The 21,273-nt window shown below is 67.5% G+C and carries 18 protein-coding genes; 7 read left to right on the plus strand and 11 right to left on the minus strand.

Annotation, left to right across the window (positions count from 1 at the left end):
* Positions 1-48 precede the first annotated feature (48 nt).
* Entirely contained in the window at positions 49-615 is a 567-nt protein-coding gene (locus IT779_RS24690; protein WP_196151792.1) for a GNAT family N-acetyltransferase, read from the minus strand.
* Between the two features lie 230 nt (positions 616-845).
* Between IT779_RS24690 and eat the strand changes: the two genes are divergently transcribed.
* The 3 genes from eat to eutC are packed head-to-tail and all read left to right on the plus strand — an operon-like array spanning position 846 to position 4,485.
* Positions 846-2,258 carry an ethanolamine permease gene (gene eat, locus IT779_RS24695; RefSeq protein ID WP_196151793.1) on the plus strand — a complete coding sequence of 471 codons (1,413 nt, stop codon included), beginning with the start codon at positions 846-848 and terminating at the stop codon, positions 2,256-2,258.
* Positions 2,255-3,667, plus strand: coding sequence for an ethanolamine ammonia-lyase subunit EutB (locus tag IT779_RS24700; protein ID WP_196151794.1), 1,413 nt, complete (start codon positions 2,255-2,257; stop codon positions 3,665-3,667). The genes eat and IT779_RS24700 overlap by 4 nt, the downstream gene beginning before the upstream one ends.
* Positions 3,664-4,485 (plus strand): ethanolamine ammonia-lyase subunit EutC, encoded by an 822-nt coding sequence (gene eutC / locus IT779_RS24705; RefSeq protein WP_196151795.1) that lies wholly within the window; start codon positions 3,664-3,666, stop codon positions 4,483-4,485. Before IT779_RS24700 ends, eutC begins: the two co-directional genes overlap by 4 nt.
* 59 nt (positions 4,486-4,544) lie before the next feature.
* Here eutC and IT779_RS24710 read toward each other — a convergent pair whose 3' ends face one another.
* The 3 genes from IT779_RS24710 to IT779_RS24720 all read right to left on the minus strand — a co-directional run bounded on the left by IT779_RS24710 (position 4,545) and on the right by IT779_RS24720 (position 6,715).
* Positions 4,545-4,949: a Dabb family protein gene (locus IT779_RS24710; RefSeq protein WP_196151796.1), complete on the minus strand. Its 405-nt coding sequence runs from the start codon at positions 4,947-4,949 to the stop codon at positions 4,545-4,547.
* Positions 4,950-5,033: 84 nt separating this feature from the next.
* Positions 5,034-5,399, minus strand: coding sequence for a VOC family protein (locus tag IT779_RS24715; protein WP_196151797.1), 366 nt, complete (start codon positions 5,397-5,399; stop codon positions 5,034-5,036).
* Between the two features lie 77 nt (positions 5,400-5,476).
* The gene (locus tag IT779_RS24720; RefSeq protein ID WP_196151972.1) at positions 5,477-6,715 is read right to left on the minus strand and encodes a helix-turn-helix transcriptional regulator; all 1,239 of its coding nucleotides are present in this window, start codon (positions 6,713-6,715) and stop codon (positions 5,477-5,479) included.
* 187 nt (positions 6,716-6,902) lie between these two features.
* Here IT779_RS24720 and hxlB point away from each other — a divergent pair, with 187 nt between their 5' ends.
* Positions 6,903-7,481 carry a 6-phospho-3-hexuloisomerase gene (gene hxlB / locus IT779_RS24725; RefSeq protein WP_196151798.1) on the plus strand — a complete coding sequence of 193 codons (579 nt, stop codon included), beginning with the start codon at positions 6,903-6,905 and terminating at the stop codon, positions 7,479-7,481.
* A gap of 39 nt (positions 7,482-7,520) precedes the next feature.
* The gene (gene hxlA, locus IT779_RS24730) at positions 7,521-8,150 is read left to right on the plus strand and encodes a 3-hexulose-6-phosphate synthase (protein ID WP_196151799.1); all 630 of its coding nucleotides are present in this window, start codon (positions 7,521-7,523) and stop codon (positions 8,148-8,150) included.
* 1 nt (position 8,151) lies between these two features.
* Here hxlA and IT779_RS24735 read toward each other — a convergent pair whose 3' ends face one another.
* The 6 genes from IT779_RS24735 to IT779_RS24760 form a co-directional block, all read right to left on the minus strand.
* A complete protein-coding gene (locus tag IT779_RS24735) occupies positions 8,152-9,327 on the minus strand; it encodes an alanine--tRNA ligase-related protein (protein ID WP_196151800.1) in 1,176 nt (391 codons plus the stop codon).
* Positions 9,328-9,813: 486 nt separating this feature from the next.
* Entirely contained in the window at positions 9,814-11,448 is a 1,635-nt protein-coding gene (locus tag IT779_RS24740) for a peroxidase family protein (RefSeq protein ID WP_196151801.1), read from the minus strand.
* Between the two features lie 77 nt (positions 11,449-11,525).
* Positions 11,526-11,765, minus strand: coding sequence for a hypothetical protein (locus IT779_RS24745; protein ID WP_196151802.1), 240 nt, complete (start codon positions 11,763-11,765; stop codon positions 11,526-11,528).
* Positions 11,766-11,804: 39 nt separating this feature from the next.
* Positions 11,805-13,103, minus strand: coding sequence for a S8 family serine peptidase (locus IT779_RS24750; protein ID WP_196151803.1), 1,299 nt, complete (start codon positions 13,101-13,103; stop codon positions 11,805-11,807).
* Positions 13,104-13,555: 452 nt separating this feature from the next.
* Positions 13,556-13,753, minus strand: coding sequence for a hypothetical protein (locus IT779_RS24755; protein ID WP_196151804.1), 198 nt, complete (start codon positions 13,751-13,753; stop codon positions 13,556-13,558).
* Positions 13,754-13,900: 147 nt separating this feature from the next.
* Complete coding sequence (locus IT779_RS24760) at positions 13,901-16,357, minus strand: FHA domain-containing protein (RefSeq protein WP_196151805.1); 2,457 nt, start codon at positions 16,355-16,357, stop codon at positions 13,901-13,903.
* Between the two features lie 949 nt (positions 16,358-17,306).
* Between IT779_RS24760 and IT779_RS24765 the strand changes: the two genes are divergently transcribed.
* The gene (locus IT779_RS24765; protein ID WP_196151806.1) at positions 17,307-17,468 is read left to right on the plus strand and encodes a hypothetical protein; all 162 of its coding nucleotides are present in this window, start codon (positions 17,307-17,309) and stop codon (positions 17,466-17,468) included.
* Positions 17,469-18,063: 595 nt separating this feature from the next.
* Positions 18,064-20,223: a molybdopterin oxidoreductase family protein gene (locus tag IT779_RS24770; protein WP_196151807.1), complete on the plus strand. Its 2,160-nt coding sequence runs from the start codon at positions 18,064-18,066 to the stop codon at positions 20,221-20,223.
* 3 nt (positions 20,224-20,226) lie between these two features.
* Here IT779_RS24770 and IT779_RS24775 read toward each other — a convergent pair whose 3' ends face one another.
* Complete coding sequence (locus IT779_RS24775; RefSeq protein ID WP_196151808.1) at positions 20,227-21,114, minus strand: alpha/beta fold hydrolase; 888 nt, start codon at positions 21,112-21,114, stop codon at positions 20,227-20,229.
* Positions 21,115-21,273: the final 159 nt, after the last annotated feature.

Genomic DNA, 21,273 nt, shown 5'->3' on the forward strand with positions numbered 1-21,273 from the left:
GGCCCGGACGGGAAGCGGACAGCCCGGCTTCGCGTAGAACTCGTACGCTCAGCCGGGCTGCCGCACCATCGTCCAGAAGCGCGGCAATCCCTCCGGCGCGTGCGCCGAGGTGACCGTGAAACCGTGTCGCTCGTAGAAGGGCAGGTTCGCTTCGTTGGCCGTCTCCAGGTAGCACGGATGGCCCTCGTCGCTCGCGCGCGCCAGTTCCGGATCGATCAGTGCGCCGCCGTGGCCGCGGCCCTGTTCGGCCGGATCGACGCCGAGGATGAACAGGTGCAGGAACGGCTGACGCACCACGTCGCGCTGGGCGCGCTCGAACGCGGTGGTTATCGCGCCGAAGCGGCGAAAGGCGCCGAGCCCGAGGCGCAGCGGGGCCGCGGCGAAACCGGAGCCGACCAGTTCGCGCAGGCCGAGGCCGTTGTGACCGGGCGGCAGCCAGATCGCGGCCGCCCGGCCCGGCCGTTCGTCGAGCTTGCCGTATTTGGTTCCGAGCCGGGCCGCCGCGCCGAAGAACCACGGCAGCACCGCCGCGCGGCGCGCCGCGTCGGGCTGGACGAAGGTGAACATGGGATCGTTGTGGAATGCGCGGGCCAACACCGTTCCGGGACCGGTCATAGGTCGAATCGTAGGCCCTCGCGCCGACGTCCACACCCGACTCGGATCCGAGCGCCGACGACCGTGCGGGAGCCCCGGATCGAGCGCGATCGAAATCGGCTGCTCGTCCTCACCGCGCCGTAATCCACCTATATCTGCCGCTGACCTCAGCGATTCATTGCCGTAACAGTGATAGGCGAGAGTCCGTTCCAAGGGGAACGAACCGTGGTCCCGGCCGATGAGGAGTCTCGATGAGTACCAACACCACAGACGCGCCCGCGGACGGCTACCTGGCCAAACGCACCCTGCGATCGGGCTCGGCCGGGTGGGTGCTGCTGGCCGGGCTCGGCATCAGCTACGTCATCTCCGGTGACTACTCGGGCTGGAACTTCGGCCTCGCGGAGGGCGGATTCGGCGGACTGCTCATCGCCACCGTGGTCATCGCGGCCATGTACCTGGCCATGGTGCTCGGCATGGCGGAACTATCCTCGGCGCTACCCGCCGCGGGCGGCGGCTACACCTTCGCGCGTCGCGCGCTCGGCCCGTGGGGCGGGTTCGCCACGGGCACCGCGATTCTCATCGAGTACGCCATCGCACCGGCCGCCATCGCCACCTTCATCGGCGCCTACGTCGAATCGCTGAACCTGTTCGGCGTGACCGACGGATGGTGGGTCTACCTGGCCGTCTACGCGCTGTTCATCGGCATCCACCTGGCCGGTGTCGGCGAGGCGCTCAAGGCGATGTTCGTGATCACCGCGATCGCGCTCGTCGGACTCGTGGTGTTCGCGGTGGCGGCGCTCGGGCGCTTCGACGCCGCGAACCTCACGAATATCGCCCCCGACGCCGACGCGGCGGGCGCTTCGACCTTCCTCCCGTTCGGCTACCTCGGGATCTGGGCGGCCATCCCGTTCGCGATCTGGTTCTTCCTCGCCGTGGAGGGGGTGCCGCTGGCCGCCGAGGAGTCCCGCGATCCGGCGCGCAACGTCCCGCGCGGCATCATCGTCGCCATGCTGACCCTGGTGGTCACGGGCGCGGTCGTGCTGGTGCTCGTCCCGGGCGCGCTCGGTTCCGAGGCGACGTCGGCCTCGGGGAACCCGCTGGTGGAGGCGCTCGGCGACGGCGCGGCGGCCAAGGCGGTCAACTACATCGGCCTGGCCGGTCTGGTGGCCAGCTTCTTCTCCATCGTCTACGCCTACTCCCGCCAGACCTTCGCGCTCTCGCGGGCGGGCTATCTGCCGACCAGCCTTTCGGTCACCAACTCCCGCAAGGCGCCCGTGCTCGCGTTGATCGTGCCCGGCGCGATCGGTTTCGGTCTCTCGCTCACCGGCGAAGGCGCGATGCTGCTGAACATGGCGGTATTCGGCGCCGCGCTCAGCTACGTGCTGATGATGGTGAGCCACATCGTGTTACGAGTGCGCGAACCGAATATGCCGCGCCCGTACCGCACTCCCGGCGGCATCGTCACCACCGCGTTCGCGCTGGTGATCGCGGCGGCCTCGGTGGCGGCCACCTTCCTGGTCGACCCGAAGGCGGCACTGTGGACCCTCGGTGTGTTCTGCGCCTTCCTCGCCTACTTCGGCCTCTACAGCCGCCGCCACCTGGTCGCGAGCTCCCCCGACGAGGAGTTCGCGGCACTGGTGAAAGCGGAAGAGGACCTCGAATGACCGCCTACCGCAGCACCAACGGCGTCCGCACCCACGTCTTCGCCGACCTGACCGACCTGCTCGCCAAGGCAACCCCGCTGCGCAGCGGCGACCAGCTCGCGGGCTGCGCCGCGGACACCGACGCCGAACGCGCGGCCGCCCAATGGGCCCTGGCCGAGGTCCCGCTGACCACCTTCCTCACCGACGTGGTCGTGCCCTACGAGACCGACGAGGTCACCCGGCTCATCATCGACAGCCACGACCGGCAAGCCTTCGCCCCCATCGCTCATCTCACCGTCGGCGACCTGCGCGACTGGCTGCTCGCCGTCGCCGCCCGCGAGGACCCGGCGACGGCGCTCGGCGCGGTCGCCCCCGGACTGACCCCCGAAATGGTCGCGGCGGTCAGCAAGATCATGCGCAATCAGGACCTGATCGCCGTCGCCGCGGCCGCACGGGTGACCGCCGGCTTCCGCACCACCATCGGCCTGCCCGGCCGACTGAGCACCCGACTACAGCCCAACCACCCCACCGACGATCCGCGCGGCATCGCCGCGGCGACCCTGGACGGACTGCTGCTCGGCTGCGGTGACGCGGTCATCGGCGTCAATCCCGCCACCGACTCGCCACGCGCCACCGCCGACCTGCTCGCCCTGCTCGACGAGGCGCGCGAGCGGTTCGCCATCCCGACCCAGTCGTGTGTGTTGTCCCACATCAGCACCACCATCGGGCTCATCGAGGCGGGCGCGCCGGTGGACCTGGTGTTCCAGTCGGTGGCGGGCACCGAGAGCGCCAACGCCGGATTCGGCGTGGACATCGCCCTGCTGCGGGAAGGCAACGAAGCGGGCCGGTCACTGCGGCGCGGGACAGTCGGCGACAACGTCATGTACCTGGAGACCGGACAGGGTTCGGCGCTCAGCGCGAACGCGCACCTCGGCGTCGACGGAAGACCGGTCGACCAGCAGACTCTCGAAGCGCGCGCCTACGCCGTCGCGCGAGACCTGCGCCCGCTGCTGGTCAACACCGTCGTCGGATTCATCGGACCCGAATACCTCTACGACGGCAAACAGATCATCAGAGCCGGTCTCGAAGACCACTTCTGCGGGAAGCTGCTCGGCCTCCCGATGGGTGTCGACGTCTGTTACACCAACCACGCCGAAGCGGACGCCGACGACACCGACACCCTGCTGACCCTGCTCGCCGCGGCGGGCTGCGCCTTCGTCATCGCGGTGCCGGGAGCCGACGACGTGATGCTCGGCTACCAGAGCCTCAGCTTCCACGACGCGCTCTACGTGCGCAGACTGCTCGGGCTGCGTCCCGCGCCGGAATTCGAGGACTGGCTCGCCGGACTCGGCATGCTCGACGCGGGCGGCGGACTGCGTCAGCTGGAACCGCTGTCCTCACCGCTGCGCGCGCTGGCGGGCTCCCGATGAGCCGACCGGTGCATTCCGTCGCGTCCCTGCGGTTCTGGGAGGAGCTGCGGCGCGCCACCCAAGCCAGGATCGGACTCGGCCGCACCGGAAACGCACTGCCGACCACCGAGATTCTGGCTTTACGCGCCGCGCACGCGGCCGCCCGCGACGCCGTGCACGAACCCCTCGACGTGAACGCGCTCACCGCGCGCGTCGCCGACCTGGGATCGGGCACGCCGATACCGGTCACAAGCCGTGCGACATCGCGCTCGGAATACCTGCGCCGACCCGACCTCGGCCGCCTGCCCGAGGATCTGTCCCGCATCGAAAACGAAGACGCCGACATCGGTTTCGTACTCGCCGACGGACTGTCGCCACGCGCCATCGAAGACCACGGCCCCGCCCTGCTCGACGCCCTGATCCGGGAGCTGGGCAAGACCTACACCCTCGCCACGCCGATCATCGCCACCCAGGCCCGCGTCGCGCTCGGGGACCACCTCGGCGCCGCCATGGGCGTGCGCACGGTCCTCGTGCTGATCGGCGAGCGTCCCGGATTGTCGGTGGCCGACAGCGTCGGCATCTACCTCACCCACCTGCCGCGCCCCGGCCGCACCGACGCCGACCGCAACTGCGTGTCCAACATCCACCCGCCCGACGGCCTCGGCTACGCCGAAGCCGCACGGGTGGTTTCGGGCCTGGTGGCGGGCGCCAGGGAACTGGGCCGATCGGGCGTAGATGTCAAGGACAACTCCAGGGCCGCTGGTCTCACCGATGCGCAACCCCTGCCGCTCACAGCGACACGAGCCGAGGGCTCGACACCGTATGCCGAAACATCCTGATACAGACGAAATCCGACAACCCTCCGGATCGTGCGACGACTCGATCTGCGGTGATCCGATTACCCGATCACCCGCAGTCGCGGGATCGTGCCCAACAACGTCGCCCACTCCGGATGAGCGGCGAGTTTCGCCTCGTTCAGCGCACCGATCTTCGCCCACAAGCCGGGATCGGTGTCATCGGAAAGATCCGGTCCGATCACCAATTGGTCCAGGTGCGGCACGATCAGCGGATCGCCCTCGAGATGCGCCGGATCGTAGATGTAGCGCTCCATCGCGGCGAGGTCGGCGATGCCGACACTGTAGCCGTGGGTCAAGCCGTCCTCGGCGGCGCCGAGCAGCGGACCCACGGTGCCGAAGGACACCGATTCCACCGAGGCCGTACGGCGCATCACGGCGAGGACTTCGGCCTTCTGTTCCTCGGTGGTCTCGGGACGAAATCCGAAGCGCAGTTGGTGAACGATCATGAACCCTCCTCCATTGTCGAACTACTCGAGTTCGTCTTGGAGAACCGATTCGGCCGCGTAGACCTTCCTGGCGGCTTCAGCGGGTCACCCCTCGAGGAATTCGAGGCGATTGCCGACCGGGTCATCGGTATGGAAACGGCGGCGGCCGGGGATCTCCGCCGGGTCCGCCCAGCGCACCGCGTGTCCGGCCGCTTCGATCACGGCGGCCGTGGCGTCGATGTCGACCACGAACGCCGGATGCGCCTTCCTGGCCGGCCGGAAATCCGCCTCGATGCCGACGTGCAGTTCCGCGTCCGGACCGCCGTGTCCCGGCACCCGGAACCAGCAACCGCCCCGAATGGCGAGTCGCGGCGGCTTGGGCAGCTCCGACCACCCCAGCACGTCGGCGTAGAACGCGCGCAGCCGCTCTTCCGAACCAACCGGCGCGGCGATCTGAACATGATGCAGCACGGATCTCTTCTCCCCGCGAGCCGTCGATACAGGACAAGCGTACGGGTTCGGAGTGCCACACCCCAACCGCCGGGTGGTCAGTGCTCGGTCGAGGGGTAGGTGAGGATCCCGGCTCGGATGGCTATCGCGCTCGCTTGGCTGCGGTTGGTGACCGCGAGCTTTCGCAGGATTCCGGCCACGTGGTATTTGATGGTGCTCTGGCTGATGCCGAGTTCCTCGCCGATCGCCCTGTTGCGCTTGCCGAGTGCGAGATGTCCGAGTACTTCGATCTCACGGGGATTCAAGGTGGACAGCAGGTGGTCGCCGGGGCGGGCGGCGGGCGGGTCGAGCGGCAAGGTCAGCGACACCCGGTTGCCCCAGCCCGGGACCGATTCGACGTCGATCTCGCCGCCGAGGGTGCGTAGCCGTCCCGACAGTCGGAGAACCAGTGCGGTGCGGTCCAATTCGCCGGCGCCTTGATCGCGGGCCTCGATGAGGACGTTGTCGCCGTCGCAGTCCCAGGCGATGCGGATGCGCGTCAGCTCCGGCTGCGGGAGGAACGCGAGGACGACGGTGCGCACCATCGCCCTTGCCGCGTGCGCGATCTCACCGGGCAACGGGCGTCCGTCCGCGGGTGGCTCCGCGAATTCGATCCGCGCGCGCTGGCCGCGCAGCAGCGGACGCAACTCCCCGCGCAGGCGCGCGAAGGCGGTGGTGACCGTCTCCTCGGAGAGTTCGCGGTCCGCGGTGCTCGCGGCACGCAGGGAGACCAGCGCCGCGGAGGCGGTTTCGCCCGCGGTGATCCTGGCGCGGTGGTCGTCGAGGTCGTGGGAGCGCAGGGTGGCAAGGATCGACGCGAGGGTCGCCTCGTGTTGTTCGGTCAGCTCGGCGATGGTGCGGGCTCGCTCGCTCGAGGCGGCGCGCGATTCGGCGAGATAGTCCGGGCCCGCTTGCGAGACCTGATGGCGGATGGTCGTGGCGACGATGCCGAACAGGCCACCGGCCAGGTCTGGGTCGGGCGCCGCGAATCCGGCGGCACGCGGGACGAGGACCAGCAGCACATCGGAGGAGTCGCGCAGGGCCCAGATGTCGCGAGTCGCGCCCGCGATCGTCGCGGGCCCGTCGAACACCGCGCCGAGCTCGATGGTCGCGCGTATCCGGTCGAGTTCTGCGATGCTGACGCGGTCGACGATCTCGCGAGAACCGGCGACCTTGCGCGGACGGCCGGTGCATTCCCGCGTGAAGATGATCAACGCCTCGTGCGGCCACAGCCGATTCAGCACCTGGGCGAACCGGCCCGCGATCTCCGGCAGCGGACCCGCGATGACCTCGCGCATCTCCGTCCAGCACTCGTGCGAGAGCCCGAGCGTATCCGTACTCACCACAGCCCGATCGTAGTTCCCGCGACGGAACACACGCACTGGCCGTCGGGTCAGTGCGGACTCGCCGAGCGGCCAGGTGTCCGCGCCCGGAACTCGCGACAGGCTTGGCGATGTACCGATGAGCCGACTCCCGAGGAGAACAATGACTGCCGCGGTCCAGGCGCCCCTGACGTTCACCGCCGGATGTCGAATCGTGCTGGAGGAGAACCAGCGTGTGCTCGACGCGGTCGATGCCACGCAGTGGGATCGAGCGGGCGTCCGCATCCTTTCGGCGCGAAAGGTTTTCGCGATCGGCGGTGGGCGCAGCGGGCTCGCGGTCCAGATGGCGGCGATGCGTTTGATGCACCTGGGACTACGAGTCCACGTCGCGGGCGAGGTCACCGCGCCCGCGATCGGCGCCGGGGACGTGCTGATCGCCGTGTCCGGGTCCGGTGCGACCACCGCGGTCGTCGACGCCGCCGACACGGCCCGTGCGGTCGGCGCTTCGGTCATCGCGGTGACCACCGCGCCCGAATCCGAACTGGCGCACCGAGCGGAGCTGACCCTGCTGCTCGCGGCCGCGGACAAGCAGGACCACAGCGGCTCCCGCACCCGCCAGTACGCGGGCACCCTGTTCGAACAAGCGGTGCTACTGGCTTTCGACGCGCTGTTCCAGTCGCTGTGGAGCGCCGACACCCAGAGCGCCGAACGGCTGTGGGAACGCCACGCCAACATCGGCTGACCCGCCCATAACCCGAAGATCCGGAAACAGGAGAAAAGCATGACGAAGTTGCAGGTTGCCGTAGATCTGCTCACCACCGCCGACGCGCTGGCGCTGACGAACAAGGTCGCCCCGTACGTCGACATCATCGAACTGGGCACCCCGCTGATCAAGAGCGCGGGACTCGCGGTGATCAGCGCGGTCAAGGCCGCGCACCCGGACAAGGAGGTCTTCGCCGACCTGAAGACCGCCGACGCGGGCTTCCTCGAAGCCGATCTCGCCTTCGCCGCGGGCGCCGACCTCGTGACCGTGCTCGGCGCCGCGGGCGACGCCACGATCAAGGGAGCCGTCGAAGCGGGCGCTCGACACGGCAAGAAGGTCGTGGCCGACCTCATCGGCGTGAGCGACCGCGTCGAACGGGCCCGCGAGATCGCGAAACTCGGCGTGGCTTTCGTCGAGATCCACGCGGGCCTCGACGAACAAGCTCAGCCCGGCTACTCGATCCAGGCGCTGCTCGACGACGGCAAGGCGGCGGGCGTGCCGTTCTCGATCGCGGGCGGAGTCAAGCTCGACACGATCGCCGCGGTCCGGGACGCGGGCGCGGAAGTCGCCGTCGCGGGCGGGGCCATCTACTCGGCGGCCGATCCCGCCGCCGCGGCGAAGGCGCTCAAACAAGCTCTGGCGAAATAGATCAACGACAGTCCTTCAGGTACTGCACGAGATCGCGGGGCAGGCCGTGGGTGTCGTACAGGTAGTGGTAGTCGTCTTCGGTCAATGTTCCGGTGAAGCGATTGCGGGACAGTATCTTTCGTCCACGATGGAGCTGTCGGCCGAAGGTGTGCTCCTCCTCGAGCAGGAGGGTGCGCACCTCGTTCGGGTGCACGGATTGCCGGAAGTGGTCGAGGGTGTGTTCCACGAGTTCGATCGGCAGATCGGACAGGGTGCGGGTCGGGTCGTCGCGCCACAGGGTGGTCAGGGTGCGGCGGATCAGGCGGCGTAGTACGTGACCGCGACCGGACGGGGAGACGGTGACGCGGTCGCCGAGTATTACGACGCTCGATCGGAGATGGTCCGACAGCAGTCGCGACGAGGATCGGTCCAGGGGTCCCCAGATGCGGGGCAGGGTGGTCAGCCAGGGGTGGAAGACATCGATGTCGAAGACGGATCGGGTGTGGTTCAGGATTCGCACCAGCCGTTCCAGGCCGAGGCCGGTGTCGACGCAGGGTCGGTCCAGAAGTTGGAGGCCGCCGTCGGGGCGGCGGCGATATCGCATCATGACGTGATTCCATACTTCCACCCACCGATAATCGGAAGTCGGTGTGCCCCTGGGTGTTTCGTTTCCGGTCCAGACGAAGATCTCGGAATCGGGTCCGCAGAGTCCGGTCGGGCCGTTGGACCACCAGTTCTCGTCGATGGTGGATTCGACCGGCACGCCCAGCTCGTCCCACGTGCGCGACGACTCGCGGTCGGGCTCGACGTGGTCGTCACCGCCGAACACCGTCACGTGCAGTCGGTCGGTGGTGATGCCGAAGCCCTCGCGCAACAGTTCCAGACCCCATCGCAGACTCCGCGGGCCGTCGTAGTCGCCGAGCGACCACGACCCGAGCATTTCGAAGACGGTGAGGTGCGTGTCGTCACCCACCTCGTCGAGGTCGGTGGTGCGCAGGCATCGCTGCACGTTGGTCAGCCGCGGTCCCAGCGGGTGCGGTCGGCCCATCAGATACGGGGTCAGCGGGTGCATCCCGGAGGTGGTGAACAACACCGGATCCCCCGGCGACGTAATCAGCGATTCGCCGGGGAGGAGTTCGTGCCCGCGTTCGCGGAAGAACTCGAGGAAGGTCCGAATCGTCTGGTCGGTCGTGATCATGGTGGTGGCTCCATCGATGGAATCGACCGGAAGCGACCACACGGGGCAACTTCGGCGACATCACCGACACGCACCGGCAGACCGTTTCCGGTCGCCGGCATGGGGAAAGAGGTCAGGCGGGCGCGACCGGCGAGCCGAGAGCTCGTGCGGCAGCGGCGGCGTTTCGTGAAGTGACCTCCATGACCGCAACATAGCAACCGAGCGGCGCGGAAAGCGACCGATTATCGCCCCGGGGCAGGTTTCCGACCGCCGGGCGCGGGCCGTCGGCACCATGATCGCCGTTGTCGCCGCCGCCATGGGAGCGGAGTCCTGACCCGCCTCGTCGTGAGCTGGACGGCCGAACCGGCGTCGGTCCGGTGTGTGCGGCCCGACAGTCGAACCCGCGCCGTGGCACAACGGCCTCGGCGCGGGTCGGGGAATGAGCAGGATCTTGCCGACGGAGCGGCGGTGGCAGTGCGAGAAACTCGGTGAGGCAGAACCCTGGGTTCAGGAGGATGTGGCCCACGGACCGCCGTTCCGGCTTTCCTCGCCGACGTCACGCCGGGGATCGCGAGCGTAGCTGAAGCTCACGTGAACGGTGTCGGGTTCGGCGGCGTTCCTGGCCACGATCTGGTGCAGCGCGTTGGTGTCCTTGATGATGCGCATCCCGGTCTCGGTGAATGTCGCTTCGTTGAAGACATTGCGCGCGAGCAGGGGGTTGGTGAGCGCCTGGGTGAACGCGTCGTTGGCGACCATTCGGGTCATCAATTCGCCCATCATCATGTAGTCCGGATAGTCCTCGGCGAATATTCCGACATACCATTCGAGATCATCGATATCGCCGTAGAGGGCTTCGAGTCGTTCCCGCACCTCGACGTCGGAGGTGAGTTCGGCGAAGTCGGTGAGTTTGCGCAGGCCGTATGCCTCACGGTACTCGTTGAACGATCGCAGTCTCGCCTTGCGCATGAGCGACACCGTCGCCTGCTCGACCGAAGGCCATCGCGGATCCGGGCTGTCGATCAGGAAGGCGGGGGTGTTCATCAGCCCGATTCTGCCCGCGGGCTCCCGCGAGCACTCGGCTGTGATCTCCTCGATGCCCAGCTTCAGTACGAGCGGATTGTTGTTGTGGAAGCCGCGGGCGTCCAGTGCGCCGGAACCGGCGCCGATGGCGTCCGGGACGAGCGAATGCCAGCGGTAGAGGAGATTGAACTCGATGGCGCACCAATTGGTTCGGTTCCAGCGCTCTTCGTCGGCGATGAACGGGACAGCTTCGATCGGGAAGTCGAACGGCCCGATGTGCATGATGTATTCCTCGACCACGATCTTCAGCAACAGCACGATCATGATGTTGCGTGTGGTCTGGAAGATCCGCTCGTCGTCCCACCGGGGGTTCTCGGCGGCGAGAATGCCCGCGATGCGGTTGTGCTCCCGCAGGAACACGATGTTCATGGTCGTGGTGCCGATCGTCGAATTGCCGTGTTCGAGTCCGACGGCGAAGAACGTATCGACGTGCTCTTCCGGAGCATTTCGCAGGATCACGTCGGTGATGAATTTCTGGTCGAACAGTTTCTCGAACTCGGGCTTGAAAGTCGGCGGCCGACCCGCCGCGCGCGCGGCGAAGAGGAACTCGGGATATTCCTGCCCGTCGATCACCTGACTCTTGAGGCGACCGGCCCGTTTCGAGCGCAGCAGATTCGTCGCGTCGATGTTCCTGCCGTAGATCTGACACAGGTCGATATCGTGGTTCGACTCGTTCTTGCGCGGGTCGGTGCGACTCGTCCGCAGGAAGCTGTCGGTGAACCATTGCGCGAAGAACATGAACATCACGCTGGTATCGGTTGCCTGCGTCAGTCGCGCACGCCGATACAACTCGACCACATCCGATTCGGCGGGCAGCGCCGCCTGCTGTTCCGGTGTCGACGGCGGCAGATGCCTGCCCGAGTAGCTGCGGTCGGTCAGACTCAGCCAACTCGTGTAGTCGCCGGCCAATGAGAGTGCACGCGGCCGCAACGTCGTCGAGTACGCGAAATTGTTGATCGCTATTCGGCTGATCAGCCTTCTGAACGGCTCGATCCGACCGAGGCCGAGCGGACCGACAACCTTCGGGATCTGTTTCGTCACCGCATCGGGTAGGAGATTCACGCAACACCTCTCTCGGCTACTTTTCGGCTGACGGCTCGCGAATTTCGAAAGCGACGCGACCCGAGGTGATCGGGGCTCTACCAGGTTTCCGGCGAATCCGGCGGCCCGATGTCGACGGAATAGTCCGCCGACACATCGGTGACACCGGGGATTTCTCGGAGCCGCTGGGCGGTATCGTCACCGGCCTCACCGGTGACGATACCGAGTTCTTCCAGAATCGTGTCGATCATGAATCCCGCGGCCGTCAGGTCGCCGATGATCTCCGAGAGAGGACGGTCGGGAGCCGTGGTGACGATCCATTTCCGCACGCAGGCCATTGTTCTCCTCCTCGGGACTCGACGGGGCCTACGACACGGTTACGGCGCCTGCACCAGACCGGCGCCGACGCGGGAAGCCGGGAACGGTAGCCGCTTGGCGGTCTCCTCCAACCTCTTCCAGAGCTTCGCGCCACGCAGATTGACGTCGGATTCCGCCCACAGCGCCGCACACCCGGCGACGTGCGGGGTCGCCATGCTCGTGCCGGACTTCGTGCCGTGCAGTGACGGACGCGGCACCGAGGAGAAGACATCGCGGCCGGGCGCGGCGATCTCGACCTTGCCGATGGCGGAGAAGGACGAGGGGGTGAGGTTCGTGTCCAACGACGCCACCGACATGATGGTCGGCGAGTTCGCGGGCGCGCCGGTGAACAAGGGCCCGTGATTTCCGGCGGCGGCGACGATCAGCGCCCCGCGCCGCAGCGCCCGCTCTCCGGCCGTGGTGTACGCGGCCTGAACCGGTGTGGGGGCTCCCAACGACATCGAGATCACGACACAGCGGTTGGCCAGCGCCCAGTCGATTCCGGCGAGGATGCTGCCGGTCGTTCCCGACCCGGCGTTGCTGAGAACCTTGCCGACGAAGATCGGGGCCCGATACGCGATTCCGTACCGCTGGATCGCGCCGACGGGCGCCTTCGGACCGCATGCGGTGCCGACGCAGTGCGTTCCGTGACTGTGCAGATCCTGCACCGGTTGCCCGACAAAAGTGTTGCTGACGAATTCGCGGCCTTTGAAGTCCGGGTGACCGAAGTCCATTCCGGTGTCGAGCACCGCCACCCGGATTCCGGCGCCGCCGCGGGTGCTCGGCGGCACCTTGCAAGCGACCAGGCCCCAGGTGGCGCCCGCCACCTGGGCGACGATTTCGTCTTCCATGACCAGTTCGCGTCCGCCGTTCATACGCAGATCGTCGGCGATGACCTCGGCCGCCCTGTTGAACCCACGCAGGTAGTCGACGTCGGACTCGCTGAACGCGAAGTACTCCGGCTCGACGGTCTCGATCGGACTGTCCGCGGACTCGACCTGCGCGAGCAGTTCGTGGGCCTGCAGTGCGTTACCCGACACCACCGCGCACCCGACTTCCGGCAGGACCAGAGCGTCGGAGTCGCCGATGTCCTCGAGGGTGACCGCCTGGTCGCCGAAGTCGCGGGCGCTGATCACGTTGCAGCCTTGGCTGCGCAGCGCCTGCACACCTCCGTCTTCAGCGTCTACCCGGAAGCTGATGACATAGCGGCCGGTCTCCATGCTCTCGTCGCCGCGTTCCTGCACGGCCTGCAACAACTCGTCGGGAGAACTGCTCAGACCACTGACGTCACCGGAGCCGTTTCCAGGGTTCTGCGCCATGATTACTCCATTCTTCGAAGGGGGACTTGATATTTCGGGGCAGTCGGACAATGGGTGGACAGGACCACCACGCTCGGCTCGATGCGGCGTCCATGTGGTGGTCGCCGACGCCGCGCGGGCCGCGGACAGGCATGTCGACGCGGCGGTCCGCCACGAGCACCGCGCACGCGGGCGCCTGCCGCGTGGTGGTCAGGTCGAGAACTTCTCCGGCGCTGGATATTCGACCGAATCCGTCGAACCGGGCCGGGTGACGGCACCGCGTACGAACAGCGCACGTCCGCGCCCGGTGCCGGCATGATTACCGTTGTGCGACAGAGTATTTCGTCCAATGCCGGCGCGCGGCCTCCCCCGAACCGCAGGATCTCGGCTCTTCTGCCGCAAGTCTTCGACCGTGGATCGGCGAACCGTCGAGTGATCGGCAGGTCGTCGCGCCGCACGCTCCCCGGCGCGCGCTACGCGAGATTCTCGCCGGTCTTCACCGCGCCCTCGACCGAACGAGCGGTGAACTGTGAAGTGACGACCGACGACATCCGCGCCGGCATCCGAATATCGGGGTTATCGCCATTGGTGGTGTCGACCAGGTGCATAGCACTCAGCGATGGCATCGCCACCTCTGCCGTCGAAAACGACACCTGCACTGGCTCGATCATGGACGCCTCCAGGTCAGAGGACAAGACAGATCAGATCAGTAGTGAGGGTGTTCGCGGTTCCGATTCATCGTAGGGCGAGCGCGTATCGCCCGGGTCCCGATCCGAGGTCACAAAGTGATAGCTGTGCACGGCACGAACCGGCCCGGGTCAGATCCGTGCCGGACGGGCGCCGCGCCGCCTCGGCCGCAGTCGATAGAGGCGATACCAGGCCAAAGCGAGGAATAGGACCGCCAGACCGGCGACGACTCCCATGTCGAGTAGCCAGGTCCCGATGGTGTGTTTCCACAGCGGGTCAGGGTCGCCGTCGTGCGGTGAGAGCGTATCCATGTCGAGTGTGGCGGCGCCCGCGCCGTAACCCCAGCGCGACGGCGACAGGTAGGACAGCTGTTCCAGCACCGGTGTGCCCGGCAGTCGCACCAGCCCGCCGGTGAGCACCAATTGGGCCATCGAGACCACGATCAACAACGGCAGGGTTTTCTCCGAGGTGTCCACCGCCGCCGAGATCAGCAGGCCGAGCGTCAACGACGCGAGACCGAGCAGCGCCATGGCCATGATCAGTTCCAGCTCGACCGCGGTGAATATGCCGCTGGGCGGGAAACTCTCGCCGATGGTGCCGATCAGGAACAGCACCGCGGCCTGGAGAATGGTGATCACGCCGAGGACCAGGAATTTCGACATGAGGTACACGCCGGGCGACAGGCCTGCCGCGCGTTCTCGTCGGTAGATCGTCTGCTCCTTGACGATCTCGCGGATCGAGTTGCCGGTACCGACGAAACAGGCGCCGAAGACCAGGATCATGAGTTTGGTCGGTGCGTCGACATTGGTGCCGGGCGCGCCGGTGAACCCTTCGCCCGAGGGCACCGCGGCGATCAATCCGCCGAGCAGCAGCGGCAGGACGACCAGCAGCGCGACATAACTGCGATCGGAGAAGATGACCCTGAGATAGCGTCTGCACAGGGTGCTCAGCTGGCTCAGCGCGGATTGCGGCGCGGGCGGCGGGGGCGGGGGATGCTGCGGACGCGCCGAGGCGACATCATCGTCCGACCCGACCGCCAGGTACTGCTCGTAGCGCGCCGAATCCCGGAACTCCCCGGCCCAGTCGCGGTCCTCCTCGCGATCGAACGCCTGGAAGACCTCCGCCCAGCTGCCCTGACCGAACTGCCGCAATCCCTCGGCGGGCGGCCCGTAGTAGGCCAGTTTGCCGCCGGGGACCAGCACCAGCAGGCGGTCGCACGTGTCGAGATTCGCCACGCTGTGGGTGACGACGATGACCGTCCGTCCGTCGTGTGCGAGTTCGGACAGCATCTCCATGACCGTCTTGTCCAGGCCGGGGTCGAGGCCGGAGGTCGGTTCGTCGAGGAACAGCAGCGACGGCTTGGTGAGCAATTCCAGTGCGACGCTGACACGTTTGCGTTGTCCGCCGGAGAGCTGATCGATGCGGGTGTCGCGATGCCGGGTCAGACCGAGTTCCTCGAGCACCTCGTCGACCCGCTGCTCACGCTCCTGCGGGCGCGTGTCGCCGGGGAAGCGCAATTCGGCCGCGTAGAGCAGTGCACGCCGCGTGGTGAGCTGGTTGTGCAGGATGTCCTCCTGGGGTACCAACCCGATCCGGTGCCGCAACTCCTCGTATTCGGCGTAGAGGTCGCGACCGTCGTAGCGCACCGTCCCCTCGGTCGCGGGCCGCAATCCGGTGACCGCGCCGAGTAACGTGGACTTGCCCGCTCCGCTGGGACCGATCACACCGACCAGCGAATGATGCGGGATGGGGAAACTCACGTCATCGAGCAGGACTTTGCCCTCGGGCGTCCGCACGATCAGATTCCGCACCGACACCGAGATGTCGCCGGTGTCGACCGACTCCCGCAACTCGGCACCGACCAGCCGATACGTGGTGTGCCCCATACCGATCGCGTCGGATTCCGCCAGTTCTGCGACCTCGACGCGGGCGCCGTTGACGTAGGTGCCGTTGTGGCTGTCGAGATCGACGACCCGATACCTGCCCGCGTCGATCGTCTGGATTTCGGCGTGGTGGCGCGACACCATGAGGTCCGCCACCACGATGTCGTTGTCGGCCGAACGCCCCATCCGCATGGTGCCCGAGATGGTACGGGCACCCGACCCCGTGCTCGCGGGCCGAGCGCGCGAAACCCGGCGCGGCGGCCCCGCGTCCAGCAGCGTGACCGTCGCCTCGTCGTCCAGGTCGTAGCCGGGATCGGGCACGACCATCGTGTCCCCGCCGATACCACCGTCGCGCTCCGGCGTGGCGCGGGCGGCCCCCTCGAGTGAACAGACCAAACACTCACCGTCGACCGCGTGCCCCAGTTGGAAGGTCTCGTCGTGGTCGATCACCATCCGCTCGACACGACGACCGTCGAAGAAGGTGCCGTTGCGACTGTGCGCGTCCTCGATCTCCCAGCCCCCGGCGCCCCGCTCCAGCACGGCATGCACGGTGGACACCCGAGGATCGTCGACGACGATATCGGCGCTCGGATCGCGACCGACATTGTAGGAACCCCCGGCACGCAGCCGATAGACGCGTTCTCGCGTCTGTACCACAAGGACCGGCGATTCGGAGAATTTCGCGGAGGATCGCTCTTCCACCATAGCGGGAGTATACGACCACGCCACACGGTGGCGGCAATAGCCGAATCACCTCTATTCCATCGCCACCTTCGCGCACCACCTCTCCAAATGAGCCTTGACCTGCGAGTATTCGGTCGGCGGACAGCGCGGTAACTATTTCGCCGCCGAATGGCAGGAGATTTCGCGCACCGTCGAGGAGGCGGCAGAGATACAGGGTAATCGATGCATAGAACGTCACGATTCCGATCGAAATTCACGCGCAATCGAAACAGAATATCGCCCCGATCGTTTTCGTCGCGGCAATGACGCGGCGACCGCCCCGCAGCACGGCATCCCGTTGAGTGACAGACGAACACACGCACGAGCGCGGTGTGCCCACCCCGCGAGGCGATACGGCGAGGACGGCGACCCGGCGACCGACGCCGAGCGCCTCGAGGCGGATTCATGTCGTCCGGCCCCTCGTCCACTCACCCGCTCTCCGACGGGATCGCCGCGCAGGCCATCCGCTCGAAATCATCTTCTCGTTCGCGGAATATTCCGCCGAGACCTCGCGCTCGCCGGTACAGCTTCGAGCCTCGGATGTCCCCGGCACGGATGCCGCTATGTTGCGACCACTCTACGGCGCGGTCACTTTCGAATTGCCGGCGAACACACGAGAACCTCTCCACCCCACGCGTGCGGAAGTCGGAGAGCCTCGCCCGCGTCCTCGCCGCCCGCCGTCGGCGCCCACATGGTCGGCGCCACCGCTCGCGGGTCGCTCGAACGAAACCATCTGTCCCAGCGGAGAGGCCGCGCGTAGGCTGGTGATGTACGCACCGCGGGCCGGACACTCCGCCGAGGTTTGCGTTCCGTTACGATGATGCATCATGATTCACGTGTCGATATCTGGCTTTTCAATTGCCAGGTGTTTACCGTGAATGGTGCTGGAATATCCGGCGCCTTGCTCGATCTCTCGAATTAGGAGGGCTGCATGGTCTTCACCCTGCTGGTACCCAGTGCCATCGCCCAAGGGCCCGCATGGGCCCGTGTCGTCTCGATCCTTCAGGACGCGGAAGCTTCCGGAGCGCGCAAATCCGCGGCGCCGCATGCCGACCGCGTCGGCGCGGGGTTGCCCGAACCCGCCGCGCACTGACCGGCGCTCGCGGGCGGCGGCGCCGTCCGCGAGCGAACGCGCCGATCCACCCGAGAACGTGCCCCACCGGGGGTGATTCGGGTGGATCGAGCTGTATCCGAGGCCGGGCGAGCGAGTCGGGAGTGCGGGATCGTTCACGTCGCGGAAACACGAGGACGGTGCCCGGGCAAGGGAAACGATCGCCGGTCGCGCGAAAAAGGACGTCGAGGCGGACGTTTCACCGCAAGGGATGCCGCCGTGCGCACCATGCTCGAATTCGGGTGGCGGCAGGCGCGATCCGGTCACGATGCGGTCGGGACGTCACGATTCGGCATCGATCGAGCGCCCCGAACGGGTCGCGGCCCACACGGCGACCGCCGAGACTTCACCTCCGCACCGCCGCGTAGCGGCCGTTCGGAACTCGTAGGCCCGACGGGCTTCCCGCGCGCTCGCGAGCCGCCGGTTCGACCGTGGGCGAGCACCGACGATCACGCGGATTGGGCGCGCCGCATCCCGCCGAGGAGTGGTTTTCACGTTCCCGTGCACAGTCGCCACGGCGAGAGAATGAGACGGGTACTCTGTCATCAATCGACTTCGCGGGAAGAGGCGACAACTCATGGGCGCTACGACGATTGCGCGACAGTGCACCCTCTGCGAGGCGCACTGCGGAATCCTGGTCACCGTCGAGGGCGATCAGGTGAGCAGGATCGAGGGCAATCCCGACGACGTGCTGTCCAAGGGCTATATCTGCCCCAAGGCGACGGCGATGGGTGGGCTGCACCACGATCCGGATCGCTTGCGCACGCCGGTGCGCAAGGTCGGCGACCGGTTCGAGCCGATCGGCTGGGACGAGGCGTTCGCCGAGATCGGCGCGCGCCTGCGCGGGGTACGCAAGGCACACGGGGCGAACGCCGTCGGGATGTACCTGGGTAATCCGGCGGCACACAGTTCGTCGGTGCTCTACGGCGGCATGCTGCGCGCCGCGCTGATGACCAAGAACTTCTACACCGCTTCCTCCATCGACCAGTTCCCGCAGGAATTCGCGGCGTGGCGAATGTTCGGGTCCAATGTGCTGATGCCGGTCGCCGACATCGATCGCACGGACCGGCTCGTTGTGGTCGGCGCGAATCCGGCGGTGTCCAACGGGTCGATCACCACCATGCCCGGCGCCAAACAGCGCATCAAGGATGTTCGCGCACGCGGCGGCAGCGTGGTCGTGGTCGACCCGCGCCGCACCGAGACCGCGCGCCTGGCCGACGAACACGTGGCCGTCGCACCAGGCGGCGACCCGTATCTGCTGCTCGCGATGCTGCACGTGCTGGTCACCGAGAAGTTGTGCGACGAGCGGCGGATCGCCGACACCTGTTCCGGGTGGGGCGAGATCCGCGCGCTGGTCTCCGATTTCACGCCGGAACTGGCGGCCCGCCACGCGGGGGTCGACGCCGAGACCATCAGGCGGCTCGCGCGCGAGCACGCGGCCGCGCCATCGGCCGTCGTATACGGTCGCATCGGCGTGTGCCAGACGGTGACCGGCACGCTCACCCACTGGCTGATCAACACCGTCAACACCGTCACCGGCAACCTCGACAGTCCCGGCGGCCAGATGTTCACCACCGCACCCGTGGATGTCGCGCGCATCGGGAAGTATCTGCCGATCACCCACGGCGACTGGACCGACGACTCCGGGACGTTCAAATCGTTCCGGGCCGAGCTGCCGGTGGGTGCGCTGGCCGATCAGATCCTCGGCGACGGGCCGACGAAGATCCGCGCGATGGTCACCTACGCGGGCAATCCGGTGCTGTCGACGCCGCAGCGCGGACGGCTCGCGGCGGCGCTGGATTCGCTCGACTTCTATGTCGCGGTCGATATGTACATCACCGAGACCACCCGGCACGCCGACATCATCCTGCCGCCGATCTCGCCGCTGGAACGCGAGGATCTCGATGTCGTGATGCCGGTGTTCAGCGTCAGGAACAATCTGCGCTACAACCGCCGGGTTTTCCAGCCGCCCGCCGACGGGCTGGAGGACTGGGAGATCATGGCCCGGTTGGTGACCGAGATACTCCCGCTGCCCGCCCGTCGATTCACCACGCGTGCGGTGCATGCCGTATTCGACCGGTTGAGTCCGATGCGACTGTCCGCGCTCGGGATCGCCGCGGGTCCCTACGGCGTGCTGCGCAAGGGGCCGTCGGGGCTGACGGTGGCGAAAGCGCGCCGCAGCGTGGGCGGTATCGATCTGGGTCCGCTGCGGCCGCGGTTACGGCGGATCATCGGCACCGAGGATCGCAAGGTCCGGTTGGCGCCGCGCGATTTCGTGGCCGCGGCGCGCACGCTGATCGAGGACGCGCGGCGCGGTGCGAGCGCCACCGAACCCGCCGACGGATTCGACCTGCGCCTGATCGGGCGACGCCACCTGCGCAGCAACAATTCGTGGCTGCACAACCTGCCGCCGATGGTGAAGGGCCGCGCCCGCTGCACGGCGCTCATGCATCCCCGTGACGCGGCCGAACGCGGACTGGCCGACGGCGCGCCGGTGACCGTCGCGTCGAAGAACGGTTCGATCGTGGTGCCGCTCGAGGTCAGCGACGATATCCGGCGCGGCACCGTCGCTGTCCCGCACGGGTGGGGACACGACGAACCCGGCGTCGGCTGGATGGTGGCGGCCGCGCAGCCGGGCGCGAATGTGAACCTGCTGCACGATCCGGCGGTGGTGGACGCCTTCTCGGGCAATGCCGCGGTCAACAGCACCTGGGTGACGGTGAGCGCGGCGCCCTAGTTCCTAACGCACGCGGCTGCCGTGGAACTCCATGAGCGCGCGCAGGGTTTCCTCGGGAGCTTCGAGTTGCGGATAGTGCCCCACGTCGGGCAGTTCCACGACATCGGGGCGCGGCACGACTTCGCGGTAGCGGCGCACCATGTGGGCTCCGGACACCGGGTCGAGCAGTCCATCGATCAACCGGATCGGCGCGACCGAGGTGTGCAGCGCGCCCACCCAGCGCTCGCGATGTCTGCGGCGTTCGGCCATGTAGCGGATCAGCTTGTGGCCGTTGCGTTTGCCGTGTTTGCTGCACCACAGGATCCAGAACTGGTCCATGGCCTCGGCGTCGGGTTTGGTGTTCGGGCCGAAGACCGAGGACAGTGCGTGAGTGAAGGCGCGCTCCCCGCCGATCCTGCCGACCAGCGGTCCGAGCGGACTCGCGAGCAGGCGCTGCACCGGTCGCGGATGGTGGGTTTCGGGGAACAGGCCGCCGTTGAGCAGGCACACCGATTCGATGATCGGCGAATCCGAGCCCGCGCGCTCGGCGGCGCGGGCCAGCAGTTCCTGCGCGACGGTGTCGCCGTAATCGTGCGCCAGGATGTGGACGCGCGTCACACCCTGTTCGCGCAGAAGTTGCTCGTGCAGGTCGGCTTGGTCGGCGATGGTGTACTCGTAGTGCCGCGGTTTGGCCGACCAGCCGAAGCCGATCATGTCCGGCGCGATGACCCGCGCGAAGTTCGCGCACAGCCCCGGCCACAGCGCGTGCCAGTCCCACGACGCCGTCGGGAAGCCGTGAATGCACAACAGCGTGTCGCCATCGACGCCGCTACCGCCGTTGCGCCAGAAGATCTGATGGCCACGATGGGTGAACCGTCGACCGGTGGCCCGCCATGCCGCGAATTCCTCCATGACTACCTCCTCCGTGTGCCGACCAGCATGCGCCAGTCGCGCCGCGCGCACAGCCATTCGCGGCAACCACCCGCGTGTCGCCGCCGCACGAACCGGTAGCCTCCGGGTCGCCGGATCGGCTGCACCCGCCGAGGGCATTTCTTGTCGGTGGCGAATGCG

This window comes from Nocardia bovistercoris (assembly GCF_015674855.1).
Taxonomy (GTDB): domain Bacteria; phylum Actinomycetota; class Actinomycetes; order Mycobacteriales; family Mycobacteriaceae; genus Nocardia; species Nocardia bovistercoris.